11 protein-coding genes are annotated in these 15,102 nt (G+C 67.3%); 5 read left to right on the plus strand and 6 right to left on the minus strand.

The window, feature by feature from the left end:
- The first annotated feature begins 557 nt into the window (after positions 1–557).
- The gene (locus FVW20_RS12405) at positions 558–1,814 is read left to right on the plus strand and encodes an HD-GYP domain-containing protein (RefSeq protein WP_196609859.1); all 1,257 of its coding nucleotides are present in this window, start codon (positions 558–560) and stop codon (positions 1,812–1,814) included.
- A 126-nt stretch (positions 1,815–1,940) separates the two neighbouring features.
- Here FVW20_RS12405 and FVW20_RS12410 read toward each other — a convergent pair whose 3' ends face one another.
- The gene (locus FVW20_RS12410) at positions 1,941–2,384 is read right to left on the minus strand and encodes a hypothetical protein (protein WP_196609860.1); all 444 of its coding nucleotides are present in this window, start codon (positions 2,382–2,384) and stop codon (positions 1,941–1,943) included.
- 221 nt (positions 2,385–2,605) lie between these two features.
- Here FVW20_RS12410 and FVW20_RS12415 point away from each other — a divergent pair, with 221 nt between their 5' ends.
- Both FVW20_RS12415 and FVW20_RS12420 read left to right on the plus strand, forming a co-directional pair.
- Positions 2,606–3,295, plus strand: a complete 690-nt coding sequence (locus FVW20_RS12415; protein WP_196609861.1) for a Crp/Fnr family transcriptional regulator — start codon at positions 2,606–2,608, stop codon at positions 3,293–3,295.
- Between the two features lie 207 nt (positions 3,296–3,502).
- Positions 3,503–4,186 carry a hypothetical protein gene (locus tag FVW20_RS12420; RefSeq protein ID WP_196609862.1) on the plus strand — a complete coding sequence of 228 codons (684 nt, stop codon included), beginning with the start codon at positions 3,503–3,505 and terminating at the stop codon, positions 4,184–4,186.
- 87 nt (positions 4,187–4,273) lie between these two features.
- Here the strand turns inward: FVW20_RS12420 and FVW20_RS12425 are convergent, their stop codons facing one another.
- From FVW20_RS12425 to hcp, 4 genes are all read right to left on the minus strand, one after another.
- On the minus strand, positions 4,274–6,079 hold the full coding sequence (locus FVW20_RS12425; protein WP_196609863.1) for a PAS domain-containing sensor histidine kinase: 1,806 nt from the start codon (positions 6,077–6,079) through the stop codon (positions 4,274–4,276).
- On the minus strand, positions 6,063–7,223 hold the full coding sequence (ercA, locus tag FVW20_RS12430; RefSeq protein ID WP_196609864.1) for an alcohol dehydrogenase-like regulatory protein ErcA: 1,161 nt from the start codon (positions 7,221–7,223) through the stop codon (positions 6,063–6,065). Before ercA ends, FVW20_RS12425 begins: the two co-directional genes overlap by 17 nt.
- A 348-nt stretch (positions 7,224–7,571) precedes the next feature.
- Positions 7,572–8,411 carry an ATP-binding protein gene (locus FVW20_RS12435; RefSeq protein WP_196609865.1) on the minus strand — a complete coding sequence of 280 codons (840 nt, stop codon included), beginning with the start codon at positions 8,409–8,411 and terminating at the stop codon, positions 7,572–7,574.
- Positions 8,412–8,634: 223 nt separating this feature from the next.
- The gene (gene hcp / locus FVW20_RS12440) at positions 8,635–10,248 is read right to left on the minus strand and encodes a hydroxylamine reductase (RefSeq protein ID WP_196609869.1); all 1,614 of its coding nucleotides are present in this window, start codon (positions 10,246–10,248) and stop codon (positions 8,635–8,637) included.
- A gap of 605 nt (positions 10,249–10,853) precedes the next feature.
- Between hcp and FVW20_RS12445 the strand changes: the two genes are divergently transcribed.
- The gene (locus FVW20_RS12445; RefSeq protein WP_196609866.1) at positions 10,854–11,663 is read left to right on the plus strand and encodes an acyl-CoA dehydratase activase; all 810 of its coding nucleotides are present in this window, start codon (positions 10,854–10,856) and stop codon (positions 11,661–11,663) included.
- Between the two features lie 343 nt (positions 11,664–12,006).
- The gene (locus FVW20_RS12450; RefSeq protein ID WP_196609867.1) at positions 12,007–13,146 is read left to right on the plus strand and encodes a double-cubane-cluster-containing anaerobic reductase; all 1,140 of its coding nucleotides are present in this window, start codon (positions 12,007–12,009) and stop codon (positions 13,144–13,146) included.
- Positions 13,147–13,461: 315 nt separating this feature from the next.
- Here the strand turns inward: FVW20_RS12450 and FVW20_RS12455 are convergent.
- Positions 13,462–15,102 (minus strand): potassium transporter Kup (locus FVW20_RS12455; protein WP_196609868.1); only part of this gene is annotated, 1,641 nt, incomplete at its 5' end.

Raw genomic sequence — 15,102 nt, forward strand, 5'->3', positions numbered from 1 at the left:
CCCGCCTCGACCGGGCGGCTGCGCTGGGCTAGGCCCCGCGCCCCCGGCATTGCCGCCACGGCGCCGTGGCGGCGTGGCGATGCCCATACGTATCCGTGCCGTATCGGTGCTGTGGCAATGCTGTACATCGTTGCAGGGCAGCCGACATGCTTCCGGTTTCTTCGCGCACGGCGTACGCAACGAACATGCCGCACCGCACATGCAATGACGCCTGACCAGAGGCCGGAAGCACTGCTTCCGGCCTCTCTGCATTGTTGCACGCTTCAGGCGCGCCAAGCGCCCCAAGTGCGCCTGAAGCCCGCCGCAACGCGCCGTGGCGGTTTCGTCCCGCGTTGTTTCACCCCGTTCACGCAAGGGGCATGCAGCGGTTGCGCCCCACCCCGGCAGGTAGGGAGTCCGATAAAACGTCATTTGCTTGTTGACATCGTCATTTGCTCGTCGATAAAGTGTAGGACCATCAATGTTGTCGTGCGCCGTCGGGGAGCGTGATGCGGTGGCCGGACGCGCAACGCGGGCAGGGAGCGGCGCCATGTTGCCGGGATAGCGCCGGGGGGGCCATGTATTCGGGGATTTCGGTCGACCTGTCGGACATGCTGTTGTCCATTTCGGAGGCGCTCGACCTTGCGAGCCCTTCGCTGTCGCAGCATCAGTTGCGGGTCGCCTTTGTGGCGTGGGAACTGGCAGAGGCACTGGACCTTCCGCAGAAGGACAAGGAAACGCTGTTCATCGCGTCGCTGCTGCATGACGTGGGTGCGCTTTCGCCGGAAGACAAGCTGGATGTGCGCGCATCGCGCGTGGAAAGCATGGACGAGCACTGCGCCGTGGGCGCGGGCCTGCTGGCGCAGGGACCGGGGTTGGCAGAGGCGGCGGAGGTAGTCCGCCTGCACCATGCCACGCTGCCGGAACTGGATTCGCACGGCCCCGACCAGCGCGTGGGCCTGCTGGCCCAGATCGTCCTGCTGGCCGACACCCTGGAACGGTCCATGGACCGGCGCATCTACGTGCTGCACCAGCACGACGACCTCACCGCGGAAATTCGCCGCATGTCGGGCTGCGCCATCGACCGCCGGGTGGTGGAGGCCTTTCTGCTGGTTTCCGGTCGGGACGAATTCTGGCTGAACCTTGTTTCGCCGCGCCTGTTCACCTTTCTCAGCGAGCGCAATCCGTGCCGCCGCCTGCAACTGGACCTGGACGGCGTGCGCAGCTGGTCGCTGCTGGTGCGCGAGATCATCGACTTTCGCTCGCCGTTCACCGCCACCCATTCCGCCGGGGTTTCCGCGTCCGCCGGGGCGCTGGCGCGGGCCTTCGGCCTGCCCGAGCCCGAGGCGCGGCTGATGGAGATTGCGGGCAACCTGCACGACCTCGGCAAGATGGTGGTGCCCAACGCCATTCTGGAAAAGGCGGGCCCCCTCACCGACGAGGAATTCGCCGTCATGCGCCAGCACACCTACCACACCTATCTGGTGCTCAATTCCATGCATGGGCTGGGCGGCATTGCCGAATGGGCGGCCTTTCACCACGAGAAACTCGACGGTTCGGGCTACCCGTTCCGCATCGGCGCAGGCGGCCTCAGCATCGGGTCGCGGATCATGGCCGTGGCCGACATGTGCACCGCCCTTGCGGAGGACCGGCCCTACCGCGCGGGCATGCACCGGGACAAGATCATCGACGTGCTGCGCGACGGGGTGCGCCGCGGGCTGCTGGACAGGGCCGTGGTGGCCACACTGGAGTCGCGGCGGGACGAGATCATCGACACCGCGGCGGCGGCGCAGGGCAAGGCGCGCAGCAAGTTCGCGCACCATGTCCGGCGCTGAGCGCGGCCATTGCGGCAATTCCGGGCGCGAGCCTGCACGTAGAAAAGGGACGCCATGTGGCGTCCCCTTTCCATTGCCGTCCAATTCCGGCCGGTTTCTTCCGACTTCGGGCCCTCCGGCCTGGGGCTACTGCACCGGATAGCCGCCGCTGCGGCGTTCGCCGCCGTCGTCGCCGCCGTCATCGTCATCATCGTCGCCGAGATCATCGTTGCCGGAGTCCTCGTCGTCTGCGCCCGATTGTCCGACGGGCCGGTAGGCCAGGTCCATGTCCAGCAGCGGGCCGTCGTCGCGGGTCAGGCTGCCCGCAGGGTCGGTGGCAAAGCCGTCGCCCTCGTCGTCGCGGGTGAACATGCGCCAGGTCACGCTGCCGTCGTCGTGCTGCTCCGAGGATACGCGCAGGATGGGCGTTTCCTTCCAGATGTAGATCATGGTGTCGTCGGACCATATCTCGCAACGCATGTGCGCCGCGATTTCGTGGGCGTCGATGGCGCTGGGGTTTTCCCCCAGTTCCTCCAACTGCTCGCGCAACAGTTCCTCTACGCGGGCCGCCACCTTGCTGCCGTATTTCATGGAATCGTCTCCTGTGGATGGGGCGCGGGCGCCCGTGGTCATCCACCGCTTACCGCACCCCGCCGCCAGTCGCAACAGGGATGCGCGGGGCGGTGTTCCGTACGTGGCGACCGGCCGTGGATGCCGCCCGTGGATGCCGCCCGTTCTTGCCCCCGGGGCCGACGTGCCCTATGCTGTGCCTGCAGGACAAACATGGCCCGGCCACACCCAGAGGTACGCCAGTGACTCAGCAGAACCGCCGCATCATCGAGCGACTGCCCCTTTTCGACGGTCTTTCCGACGCCCAGCTGGAAGGTCTGGCGGGCATCGTGGTGGACCGTCGCGTGGACAAGGGCCAGATGATCTTTTTCGAGTCCTCTCCGGCAGAGGGCTTCTACGTGGTGGCCGAGGGCCGCGTGAAGATATTCAAGACCGCGCCCGACGGGCGCGAGGCCGTGATGCACGTGATGGGTCCCGGCGAAACCTTTGGAGAGGTGGCGGTGTTCCAGGGCGGCACCTTTCCCGCCCACGCCATGGCCGTGGAGAACGCTCGCGTGCTGTTTCTGCCGCGCAAGGGGCTGGTGGACCGCATCACCCGCGATCCCACACTGGCCATGAACATGCTGGCCGCGCTGTCGCGCAAGCTGCGCGTGTTCACCTCCAAGGTGGAATCCCTGACCCTGCACGAAACCCCGCAACGCCTTGCCGCCTACCTGCTGCACGCCAGCGAACTGAAGGGCGATGCCGACACCTTCCGGCTGGACATGGCCAAGGGGGTGCTGGCGGGCATGCTGGGCACCGCGCGCGAGACGCTTTCGCGCTGCCTCGGAAAGCTGGCCGAACGCGGGGCCGTTTCCGTGGACGGACGCGAGGTGACCATCGTTGACCGTGACTACTTGCAGGCCCTGGCCGACGGGGACGAGACGCTCTGATGTCCGGGCCGCGCGCTGCTGCCCGCGGCCCTCGTCATGGCCCTTGCCGCGTGCGGGAGCAGGGTGGTCCGGATGATGCCCCATGCCGCGTGCGTGGACCCGCGGTCAGGACTTGTTACATCTGTCATGGCCCGGAAGGACGCACGGACGGCGACAGGCGTCCGGCGCTTCTTTCGCCGTGTGCAGCGAACCCGTTACGGAGGGACGATGCAACACCCTCAGGCCTATGCCTGGGCGCTGGTGCTCATGGTGGCGATGGCGCTGTGCGCCCTTGCCGTTCTTGCCTTTGCACTGGGCATGCGCCGGTACCCCGGCATGCTTGCCTGGGCCGCCGGGGGCGGGCTGCTGTCTGCGGGCATTTTCCTGATGCTCATGCAAGGTTCCTGGCCCTGGGTCGCCTCCATCCTTGGGGCCAACCTGTGCCTCGTGGGCGGTGGCATGCTGGCTGCGGTCGGGTTGCGGCGCTTTCTGGGCAGGCGGGTGCCGTGGCGCGTCTATGCCGCGTTGCTGGTTTCGCTGGCCTGCCTTGCCTCGTGGTTCACCTGGGTGAGGTTCAGCGTGTCCGCACGGGTGCTGGTGTTCAGCCTGCACATGCTGCCGGTCTACGCCGACCTGCTGTACGTGGCCTGGCGTGCCTGGCGCACGGGCAGCCCATGGCCCGCCCTGTTGATAGCGGGCAGCAGCGCGGTGTCCGGGGTGTTCGCCGTGGGGCGCGGGGTGGCGGCCATGTCCGGCGGGCTGGACGGCGTGCCGTCTGTGTTCATATGGAAATTCGCGGCCTACGGCGCGTTCGTGGTGGGGCCGCCCGCCGTGGTGGTGCACGCGGTCGGGCTCCTGTTGCTTGCGGGCTACCGCTGTACGTGTGAGATGAGGCCGCGCAGGGCCGCCTGAACGTCCTTTCCCCCGAACGTCCGCCCGAACGACTCGACCGTTCTGCGGATGTCCGAAGTGTGGCCCGGCGGGATCCCGCAGGTGGGCTTACGTTGGGCGCTGCACGGCGGGCAGCAGCACCGTGAAGCGGCACCACATCCCCGGCTGCGATTCCACCATGATGTGTCCGCCATGGTTGCGGCTGATGATGAAGTACGACACCGAAAGGCCCAGTCCCGTGCCTTCGCCAGGCGGCTTGGTGGTGTAGAACGGCTCGAACACCCGCACCCGCGTGCGCTCGTCCATGCCCGGGCCGTTGTCCTCCACCTGCACGCGGACATATTCCGTGCAGGCCGGACTGGCGCCCGTGGCCTCGCTCTCGCAGAGGGCCCCAACTCCCCCCACCCCCCGAATACCGCCGATGCCGCCGGGCAGGCCCGGCGCGCCGTACTGCGTGCCTACGCGCAAGGTGATGCGCGGTGTCTCGCCCTGCGGGTAGACCTTTTGCGAAATGGCCTGCGAGGCGTTTTTCAGCAGGTTGAACAACACCTGCTCGATTTCGGTGGGAGCGCATTCCGCCATGGGCGTGCCGGGTGCGTAGTCGCGGACGATGCGGATGTTACGGAAATCGTGGCGCTTCTTGAGGTCGTAATCGTTCTCCGCCAGCTCCACGGCCCGGTCCAGCAGTGCCGCAAGGTCGCATGCGGCGCGCTCTGCATCGCTGCGCCGGGCAAAGTCCAGCATGTGCCGCACGATGTCCGCCGCGCGGGCGCAGGCCTCGCGGATGTTGCTCACCAGCCTGGCCAGTCCGCGCAACTCGAAGTAGTGCTGCACCCGTTCCAGGTCCACTTCGGACATCAGGGCGGCGGCTTCGTTGTCCGGCACGCCGGGCGTCAGGCGGCGCTGCAGGTTCTGGGCGGACTGGGCGATGGCCGAGAGGGGGTTGTTGATCTCGTGGGCCATGCCGGCGGCCACGCCCCCCACGGACATCATCTTTTCCGTCTGGACCATGATTTCGCGCAGCTTCTTCTGCTCGGTCACGTCGCGGATGATGGCGATGAGCCACGGTTCGCCCCGCAGGGTGAAGCGGCTGAGGGAGATTTCGCAGTCGAAGGGGGTGCCGTCCGCGCGCAGGTGCGTCCATTCGAAGAACTGCGGCTCTCCGGCCAGGGCCTTGGCCAGGCGGATGTCCTCGGCCAGGTGGGTGGCCCCGGAGCGGGGCTGCTCTGGCGGTGAAAGGTCGCGCGGAGCCATGGACGTCAACTGGTCCAGGGGCCTGCCGAACAGTTCGCAGGCCCTGCGGTTGGCGTCACGCACAAGGCCGTCGCGGATCAGGAAAATGGCGTCGTTGGCCGCCTCGAACAGCGCGCGGTACTTGCGTTCGCTCTCGCGCAGTTCTTCTTCGGCGCGCAACCGTTCCGACACGTCGCGCGCGATGCACGAGACATATGATATGCCGCCGATGTCGTGGCGTTTCAGGGCCAGTTCCAGCCACAGGTCGGCCCCGTGCGAGGGCTGGCGGATCAGGCGGCGCTCTTCTCCCCCCGCGGGGGGAGCGGCATCGGCCATGTGCCAGGCGCTGGTGCGCGGGCCGTCCTGCGGCACAAAGCCTTCCGCGTTGCCTGAAAGATGCGGCTTCCATCCGGCCAGTTCGGGAAATGCCGCCGCCAGCGGGCGACCGGTCAGGGCTTCCCACGGCAACCCCGCGAAGCGGCAGGCAGCTCCGTTGGCGTCCAGCACCATCAGGGTTTCCGCGGCCAGCAGCAGCACGCCGTCGCCTGCGCTTTCCAGCAGGGCGCGAAACAGTTCCAGTTGCTGGAGACGCTCTTTCAGCTCCGGGTAGTAGCTCTTGCGCGTGGAGGCCTGCCCGAGCCCGATGAGCTTTGCCCGCAGGTCGTCAGAACGCTTCGACATACAGTTCTTCCAGTTCGCGCGCGTCGAGCGGGGCCGGGTTGGTGGAAAGGCAGGGGTCTTCCAGGGCCAGGCGCGCCAGTTCCGCCAACTGGTCGCGTGTAACCCCGTACTGGGCAAGGCCCTTGTCGAACCCGGCCCTGCGGCGCATGTCGCCAAGCCGGGCGAACAGGGCGTCCCGCACCTCGTCGTCCGGGGCGGCAAGGGCATCCGCCACGCCCAGCGCCTCGGCCACGCGGCGGTAGCGCTGCGGGGCCGCCACGTAGTTGCGGCGCACCACGAAGGGCAGCAGCAGGGCGTTGCATTCGCCGTGGGGCAGGTCCAGCAGGCCGCCCAGGCTGTGGGACAGGGCGTGCACCGCCCCCAGGATGGCGTTGGAAAAGGCCAGTCCCGCGTTCATGCTGCCAAGGGCCATGCGGGCCCTGGCGTCGCGGCTGCCCAGGTCGTCCAGCACGTCGAACAGGGCGGTGCCGATGCCCCGGATGGCTTCCAGGGCAAACATGTCGGTGACGGGGGAGTGCGCGTTGGAGGCGTACGCCTCCACGGCATGGGTCAGGGCGTCCAGCCCGGTGGCGGCGGTGAGTTCGCGCGGCTTGGTCAGGGTGGTCAGCGGGTCCACCAGGGCCACGTCGGGCACGTTGGCCTTGCTGACGATGGCTATCTTCACCCTGCGCGGGGTGTCGCGGATGATGGCGAACTGCGAGACGTCGGCGGAACTGCCCGCCGTGGTGGGCACGCAGACCAGCGGCGGCATGGGCTTGGGGATGGCGTCCACCCCTTCGTAGTTCAGGATGTGCCCGCCGTTGGCCACCACGATGCCGATGCCCTTGGCGCAGTCCATGGGGCTGCCGCCGCCCACGGCCACGATGGCGTCGCACCCTTCGGCGCGGAACACCTCGCTGCCCTGCATCACTTCGGTATCGCGGGGGTTTTCCGAAACCCCCAGAAAGGTCGCGCAGGCAATGCCTTCATCGCGCAGGGTGCGGGCCACCGCCTCCGTGTGGCCTGCCGCCGCCACTCCCTGGTCGGACACCACGAGGCAGCGCGATGCGCCAAGGTTGCGGGCATGCCGTCCGGCCAGGCCAGCCGCGCCGTATCCGAACACGAATTCCGGCGCGACGAATTTGCGCAGTTCGTAGTCGTTCATGGAACGCCCTCGATGCCGCCCTGTGCGGCGCCCTTTTCCCCGAAAGCGCCGCGTGTGTTTCCCCTGTATTCCTACTGTATGCATGCCGGGGCCGTTTCGTCACCCTTTTTGTGTACGGGGTTTACCAGGGGCGGAATGACGTGCGGCCCGCGTGGGCGGGCCGCACGTCGTGCAGTTTGGATGCGGGCTTGTGGATTTGGCTGGCGCGTCAGGCGAGCGGAGTAGGCGCTGGCGCGTCAGGCGAGCGGAGTAGGCGCTGGCGCGTCAGGCGAGCGGAGTAGGCGCTGGCGCGTCAGGCGAGCGGAGTAAGCGCTGGCGCGTCAGGCGAGCGGAGTAGGCGCTGGCGCGTCAGGCGAGCGGAGTAGGCGCTGGCGCGCCTTGGCACGTCATGACCATTTCGTTCAGCGGCACGTTGGTGCCGGACAATTCGCGGGCCTTGGCCAGTGCGGCGGTAAGGCCGCGGCAGCATGGAACTTCCATGCGCAGTACTGTCATGGACCGAATGCCGCTGGTGGCCAGTATTTCGGCCAGTCGCTGGGCGTAGGCGTCGGTGTCGTCGAACTTGGGACAGCCGATGAGCACCACCTTGCCCCTGGCGAAGTGGCTGTGGAACAGGGGCGACGCCGCCGCCGCGCAGTCCGCCGCCACCAGCACGTCGGCGTCCTTCAGGTAGGGGGCCGTGGGGGGCACCAGGCGGATTTTCAGCGGCCAATGGCCGGGTCCGGAAACCGGGCCTTCGGCAACCCCGAACATGGGGGCCTCGGACTTGGCGAAGCTGCGGATCATGGAGCCGGGGCAGCCGCCGTGGCCTCCACCATGACCGCCACCGTGTCCGTGCCCGTGTCCGGGGTGGTGCGCCTGGCCATAATGCCCGTGCACGCCGTGTCCGTCGGGCCTGGCGTGGGCGGAATGATGGTCGCCGGTACGGGGCTGCGCGCCATCACGCTTGCGCACGTGCTCCATGGCCGCTTCTTCGTCAAAGGGAACGGCATCGCGCTGGATGATGCGCAGCGCGCCTTGCGGACAGCTGCCAAGGCACGCACCAAGGCCGTCGCAAAAGCTGTCGGACACGATCTTGGCCTTGCCGTCCACGATGGCGATGGCGCCTTCGGCGCAGTCCAGCACGCAGGCGCCGCAGCCGTCGCAGCGTTCTTCGTCGATTTCCAGGATATTCCGGGTGGTCTTCATGTCTGTGATCCTTGCCTGCGGGTTGGAGCGCGGGCGGCCCCGTGTCGGTTGGGGGCCATGTCTGTGATGTCTGTGATGTCGGGCGGCGTGGCGGTGGGTGTGGTGGCCGTGGCGGGTGCACTCGCAAGGCGTCGGCGGTGCCGTTGCAATTCGTATCCGGGCAGGGGAGAGGGGGGCGGCCCGTGCCGCCCCCCGAGTCCCGTCGTTTCAGGGCGTGCTCGCCTTACCCCAGAATGGCCTTCAGGTCTTCATCCGGAGTGGTGATGGGCTTGATGTTGTAGTTCTGCACCAGGAAGTTCAGCACGTTGGGGGTGATGAACGCGGGCAGTGACGGGCCGAGGCGGATGTCCTTGATACCCAGGGCCAGCAGGGTGAGCAGGATGACCACGGCCTTCTGCTCGTACCACGAAAGAACCAGCGACAGGGGCAGGTCGTTCACGCCGCACTCGAAGGCGCCGGCAAGGGCCACGGCGATCTGGATGGCCGAGTAGGCGTCGTTGCACTGGCCCACGTCCAGCAGGCGCGGAATGCCGCCGATGTCGCCCAGTTCCTTGTCGAAGAAGCGGAACTTGCCGCAGGCCAGCGTGAGCACCACGGTGTCCTTGGGGGTCTTTTCCACGAACTCGGTGTAGTAGTTGCGACCCGGCTTGGCGCCGTCGCAGCCGCCCACCAGGAAGAAGTGGCGGATGGCGCCGGACTTCACCGCGTCGATGACCTGGCCGGCCACGCTCATGACGGTGTTGCGGCCAAAGCCCACCAGCACGTTCTTGCCGGGCGCGTCATCGGTGAAGCCGGGCATTTCCAGCGCCTTCCTGATCACGGCGGAGAAGTCGTAGTTCTCGCAGTGCACAAGGCCGGGCCAACCTACGAGGCCGGTGGTGAACACGCGGTCCTTGTACGAATCCTGCGGCTTCTGGATGCAGTTGGTGGTGAACAGGATGGCGCCGGGGAAGGCCGGGAATTCCTTGTGCTGGTTCTGCCAGGCAGTGCCGAAGTGGCCGTAGAAGTGGGGGTACTTCTTCAGTTCCGGATACCCGTGCGTCGGCAGCATTTCACCGTGGGTGTAGATGTCGATGCCCTTGCCTTCGGTCTGCTTCAAGAGTTCGTGCAGGTCGCGCAGGTCGTGGCCTGAAACGAGGATGCACTTGTTCTTGCGGTGACCAAGGGGAACCTGGGTGGGCACGGGGTGGCCGTAGGTGCCGGTGTTGCCCGCGTCCAGCAGTTCCATGGCGCGCAGGTTGACCTTGCCGCATTCGAGCGCAAGCTCCACCCACTGGCCAAGGTCGCGCTGCACGCCGTCGTACCCGGCGGCCAGGCCCTTGAACAGGAAGGCGAACACTTCGGGGTCGGTCTGGCCCAGCACGGCGGCGTGGTCGGCGTAGGCGGCCAGGCCCTTCATGCCGTAGAGCAGGGTCTGCTTCAGCGAAACGATGTCCGGGTCGCTCTTGTCGGCGGTCAGCGAGGCGATTTCGGCCTGCGCGCCCAGGGCGTCCAGGGTGGCGGCGGGCTGGAAGGAGGCGGGGCCGGAGGCGAACGAAACTCCAGCGCGGGCAGCCAGCGCGGTGCGGTGCTTGACGATCTCGTTGATGTATGCCTGGAAGCGGGCCGGGTCGAAGTTGACGTTGGTCAGGGTGGTGAACAGGGCCTTGGCCCCGTAGTGGTCGATGGCGGGATCGACGATGCCCTTCTTGCGGGCTTCAAGGGCCACCAGGGCCAGGCCGCGCAAGGCGTAGACCGTCAGATCCTGAAGGGCGGAAACTTCGGGCTGCTTGCCGCACACGCCGATGGTGGTGCAGCCGGTACCCTTGGCGGTCTGTTCACACTGGTTGCAGAACATGGACATGGGGGTCTCCTTTTTCTGGGGGTCGGTCTTGTGGCCGAAGAGGCCTAAAATCTTCGAAAGGACCATGGCGCGCTCCGTTGTGGTTGCGGTTCGGCGGGGCGGCGTCGTCGGGCCGGCGTCGTCGGGCCGGAAACGTTTTCGTGCCCGTCCCGTCGTACGCACATCTTTCGGGCCTTTCGCCCCGTCGTTGAGTGCACAATAGTCCGGCGGGCGAATGCGCGATGTGACGGACATCAAAACCACGGGGAAATTTGCACGAAATGCGATTTTTTTCGGGGGGCGCATGTCCGGCGTTACCCGGCCATCTCTCCCCGGCGGTGAACGATGCGGGTATCTCCTTCATGATACCATCAGGCACGTGAAACGGGAGTATATTTTTGTGGGCCAGCGGAGCGGAAAAGGGCGCGCCGTTGGCTCCGGCGCCCTGCCCGTCGACAATACGCCATCGCGTCCCCATGCCGCGCGGCGGGCGTTATGGCGCGACAGTCTATGCATTGCTTGATGTGCGATAGGAAGTATCGATTTTACCGGAAGTTGGCAGGTGGGCTATCCAGTGGCAGGGCACCACGTGTGGCCCGTGTTTTTCCGCAGGAGGCCCCATGCCCGTTGCCCGTCTGGTTGCAGGAGTGGACGTGGGCTCCACAGCCGCCAAGGCCGTGGTGCTCGACGTCGCCTCGCGCGCCGTGCTGGGCGTGGCCGTCACCCCCACCGGATGGAACCCCCGCGAAACCGGCCAGGCCGTGCTGGACGCCGCCCTGCGCGAGGCCGGAACCCGCATCGACCGGGTGGCCCGCGTGGTGGGTACCGGCTATGGTCGCATCTCCCTGCCTTTCCTGCATCGCACCGTCACCGAAATCACCTGCCATGCGCGCGGCGCGCATCACCTTGCGCCCGATACCCGCACCGTTCTCGACGTGGGAGGGCAGGACAGCAAGGTGGTGGCCGTGGACGAGTGCGGCAGCGTGCGCGACTTCGTCATGAACGACAAGTGCGCCGCCGGTACAGGGCGCTTTCTCCAGGTCATGACCGGCGTGCTCGACATGACGCTGGACGAGATGGGCGATGCCGCCCTGCGCGGCACACCCGTGCCCCTCAACAGCATGTGCGCCGTGTTTGCCGAGACCGAGGTCATCGGGCTCATCGCCCAGGGCGTCTCCAAGGACGACCTGGCCGCCTCCATCGTGGCCTCCGTGGCCCGCCGCCTGAAAGCCCTGACCGGTCGCGTGCCCCTGGTGCCCGGCTGCGCCTTTACCGGCGGGCTTGCCACCAACCCGGCCTTTGCCCGCATCTTTTCCGATACCCTCGGCCTTGCCGTCACCGTGTCCGACATGCCCCAGGCCACCGGCGCCCTCGGCGCCGCCCTCATCGCGGCGCAGGATGTGGCGGTTGGTGGGGCAGGGGGAGTGTAGGGGAATGTTTGCGGGGGAGGGAGGAAGAACCTTTTGCGGCAGCCGTTAGGTGAGCGCGCAGCGCGAACCTTACGGATGGCGACCGCAGAGCGCCGAAAGGTTCTTCCTCCCTCCCCCGCCCCCCTCCCTCCTTCTCCAAAACTTTTCAATTATGGAGTGTTGCGCGGGGCAGTGACGGCATCTTGATGAGTGCGGAGCGGGGCAACTACCCGTTGGACAGGACCAGCCCCCCCAATGAGAAAGTTTGGGGGGGAGGGGTCCGGGGAGGGAGACCCTTTTTAAAGGGTCCCCCCCCCGGTTCCTGTCTCCAACTTCCTCTTCAAAACCGGAAAGGAGCAGGCACATGACGTGGGAGAGCATCGAGCGGCTGAAGACGGCGGCGGAGCGCAATGCCCTGGCCATCAGCGAGGTCAAGGCGGCGGGCCGCAAGGTGGTGGGTCTGTACTGTCTGTACTCGCCGGCGGAAATCGCGTTGGCGGCGGGTGCGGTGCCGGTGGTGCTGTGCGGCACCCGCAACGACCCCATTGCCACGGCCGAGCAGGTGCTGCCACGCAACCTGTGCCCGCTCATCAAGAGCAGCTTCGGGTTTGCCATGGAAGGTTCGTGCCCGTACCTGTCGGCGGCGGATCTGGTGGTGGCGGACACCACCTGTGACGGCAAGAAGAAGATGTTCGAACTGCTGGGCGAGATGAAGCCCGTGCATCTCTTGCACCTGCCCTCCACGCCGGGCGAGGAGGCCTTGCCCTTCTGGCGTGAACAACTGGCGGGGCTGGTGACGCGGATGGAGGGCGACTTCGGGGTGACCATCACCGACGAGAACCTGACCGACGCCATCAAGCTGGCCAACCGCGAGCGGCGCGCGCTGAAGGCGCTGATGGACCTGCCGCAGATGGAACCGGCCCCGGTGACCGGCATGCAGATGCTGGAAATGCTCTTCAAGCTCGGGTTCTTCCCTGACCGCGAAACCATCATCGAGCTGGCCGAAGGCGTGGTCAACGAGGTGCAGGCGGCGGCCAGGGCGGGAACCCTGCCCGAACGCAAGGGCGGCCCGCGCATCCTGCTGACCGGCGTGCCGGTGGGCATGGGTTCGCACAAGGTGGTGCGGCTCATCGAGGAATGCGGCGGCCAGGTGGTGTGCATGGAAAACTGCACCGGCTACAAGAAAGCCGACCTGGTGGCCGAGACGGGCGACCCGCTTACCGCGCTGGCGCGTCGCTACCTGTCCACGCCGTGCTCGGTCATGGCGCCCAACCAGGGCCGCTTCGACCTGCTGGAACAGCTGGTGGCCGACTTCAGGCCGCACGGCGTGGTGGACCTGACCTGGCAGGCCTGCCACACCTACAACGTGGAGGCGTACAAGGTGCGCAATTTCCTGCGCGACAAGTTCGACCTGCCCAGCCTGCACATCGAGACGGACTACTCCGAAGCCGATGCCGAACAGCTCAAGGTGCGGATCGAGGCATTTCTGGAAATGATCGGCTAGGGTCGTGGCCGATGCGGCACGGGGTGCAGCCCGTGCCCGCCGCGGCGAGAATATGCAAGGGGCCGTCCGCAAGGGCGGCCCCTTGCATATTCTCGCCGCGCTGCGTGTTCAACGACATCGCCCCCCGGCGTTCGCATGCGGTGCGAATGCCGAAGGGGCGATGAGGGGGGCCGGGACGGACAGCCGCCGGAAGCGAGGAGCGGCATGCCTCCGGCGGAAGGGCGTCGTGCACGCGGTCGTGCCCGTCCCGGCGGGGTGTTGCGTTGCGGACCGCCGCACCCCTTGATGTGTCGTCAATCGTTGCGCCTTGCGGCGCTACAGTTCCACCTGCGCGCCGATTTCGATGACCCGCCCCGGCGGGATGCCGAAGAAGGTGGTGGCGTTCCAGGCGTTGCGCGACATGAAGGCGAACAGCGCCTTGCGCCAGCCCGCCATGCGGTTTCCGCTGCCGATGAGCAGAGTTTCGCGGCCCACGAAGAAGGTGGTGGTTTCCATGCGCATGGGCAGGCCGCGCGCGGCGGCCAGTTGCACCAGTTCGGGCACGCGCGGGGTCTGCATGAAGCCGTAGCGGGCCACCATGCGGTGGAACCCTTCGCCCAGGTTGTGCACCACCAGCCGGTCGGGCCGGGGTACGAAGGGTGAAGGTTCGGCCACGATGGTCAGCAGCACCACGGTCTGGTGCAGGGTGTGGTTGTGCTTGTAGTGGTGCAGCAGGGGCAGGGGGGTGCCCGTGGGGTTCACGGACATGAACACCGCCGTGCCGGGCACGCGCAGGGGCTTGGTGCGGCGCACGCCGTCGAGAAAGGTGCCGAAGGGCACCGAGGCTGCGGCAAAGCGGACGGAAAGGGCGGCCCGGCCATCGCGCCAGGTCAGCATCAGGACCATGATGCCGATGGCCAGCAGCAGGGTGAACCAGCCGCCATCCAGAATCTTGAGCAGGTTGGCGGACAGGAACGCGGAGTCGAAGGCCAGGAACAGCGCCACCAGCGGCACGGCCTGCCAGGCCCGCCAGCCCCAGCGCTGGCGCGCCACGGCGTAGTAGAGCAGCGAGGTCATGCCCATGGTGGCGGTGACGGCGATGCCGTAGGCCCCGGCCAGTCGGCTGGATTCCTGGAAGGCCAGCACCAGCCCCACGCAGGCGATCATCAGCAGCCAGTTCACCCCGGGCAGGTAGATTTGCCCGCGCGTTTCCTCCGAAGTGTGGATGATGCGCATGCGCGGCACGAAGCCCAACTGGATGCCCTGCTGCGTCAGCGAGTACACGCCGGATATCATGGCCTGCGAGGCGATGACCGTGGCCACCGTGGACAGCGCCACCATGGGGTACAGCAGCGGGCGCGGCACCAGCGCGAAGAACGGGTTGAAGGACAGTCCCGGATCGGCCAGCAGCATGGCGCCCTGGCCCAGGTAGTTGCACATCAGCGCCGGGAAGACCACGGCCATCCATGAAAGGCGGATGGGCCGCGCGCCAAAGTGCCCCATGTCGGCGTACAGCGCCTCGCCCCCGGTGATGCACAGCACCACCGAGCCCAGCACCACGATGCCGTGCAGGTGATTTTCCATGAAGAACCGCACGGCATAGGTCGGGCTGATGGCGGCGAACACCTGCGGGTTGCGTAGCGCGGCCACAAGGCCCAGCGCGGCGATGGCCGCGAACCACACCACCATCACCGGGCCGAACACCTTGCCGATGCGTTCCGTTCCGTGCCTTTGGGCCATGAACAGCCCCACCAGCACGCCGATGGTGATGGGCAGCACGAAGGGCGCGGCGGCCTCGGTGGCCACCTCCAGCCCCTCCACGGCGGACAGCACCGAGATGGCCGGGGTGATCACCCCGTCGCCGTACAGCAGCGCGGCCCCGAAAATGCCCACCACCGGCAGCAGGCGCCGAAAGCGCGAGATGGCCGGGGAGGGGGCGGGTTTTGCCGCGCCGCCGGGCGTGGTGTCGTCGCTGCC

The organism is Nitratidesulfovibrio oxamicus (assembly GCF_015731765.1).
Taxonomy (GTDB): Bacteria; Desulfobacterota; Desulfovibrionia; order Desulfovibrionales; family Desulfovibrionaceae; genus Cupidesulfovibrio; species Cupidesulfovibrio oxamicus.

Excerpts from the sequence above, each read along its gene's own strand:
- FVW20_RS12425 (WP_196609863.1), bottom strand. The coding sequence starts at position 6,079 with ATGTCGAAGCGTTCTGACGACCTGCGGGCAAAGCTCATCGGGCTCGGG.
- FVW20_RS12450 (WP_196609867.1), top strand. The coding sequence starts at position 12,007 with ATGACGTGGGAGAGCATCGAGCGGCTGAAGACGGCGGCGGAGCGCAAT.
- hcp (WP_196609869.1), bottom strand. The coding sequence starts at position 10,248 with ATGTTCTGCAACCAGTGTGAACAGACCGCCAAGGGTACCGGCTGCACC.
- FVW20_RS12435 (WP_196609865.1), bottom strand. The coding sequence starts at position 8,411 with ATGAAGACCACCCGGAATATCCTGGAAATCGACGAAGAACGCTGCGAC.
- FVW20_RS12405 (WP_196609859.1), top strand. The coding sequence starts at position 558 with ATGTATTCGGGGATTTCGGTCGACCTGTCGGACATGCTGTTGTCCATT.
- FVW20_RS12410 (WP_196609860.1), bottom strand. The coding sequence starts at position 2,384 with ATGAAATACGGCAGCAAGGTGGCGGCCCGCGTAGAGGAACTGTTGCGC.
- ercA (WP_196609864.1), bottom strand. The coding sequence starts at position 7,223 with ATGAACGACTACGAACTGCGCAAATTCGTCGCGCCGGAATTCGTGTTC.
- FVW20_RS12445 (WP_196609866.1), top strand. The coding sequence starts at position 10,854 with ATGCCCGTTGCCCGTCTGGTTGCAGGAGTGGACGTGGGCTCCACAGCC.
- FVW20_RS12420 (WP_196609862.1), top strand. The coding sequence starts at position 3,503 with ATGCAACACCCTCAGGCCTATGCCTGGGCGCTGGTGCTCATGGTGGCG.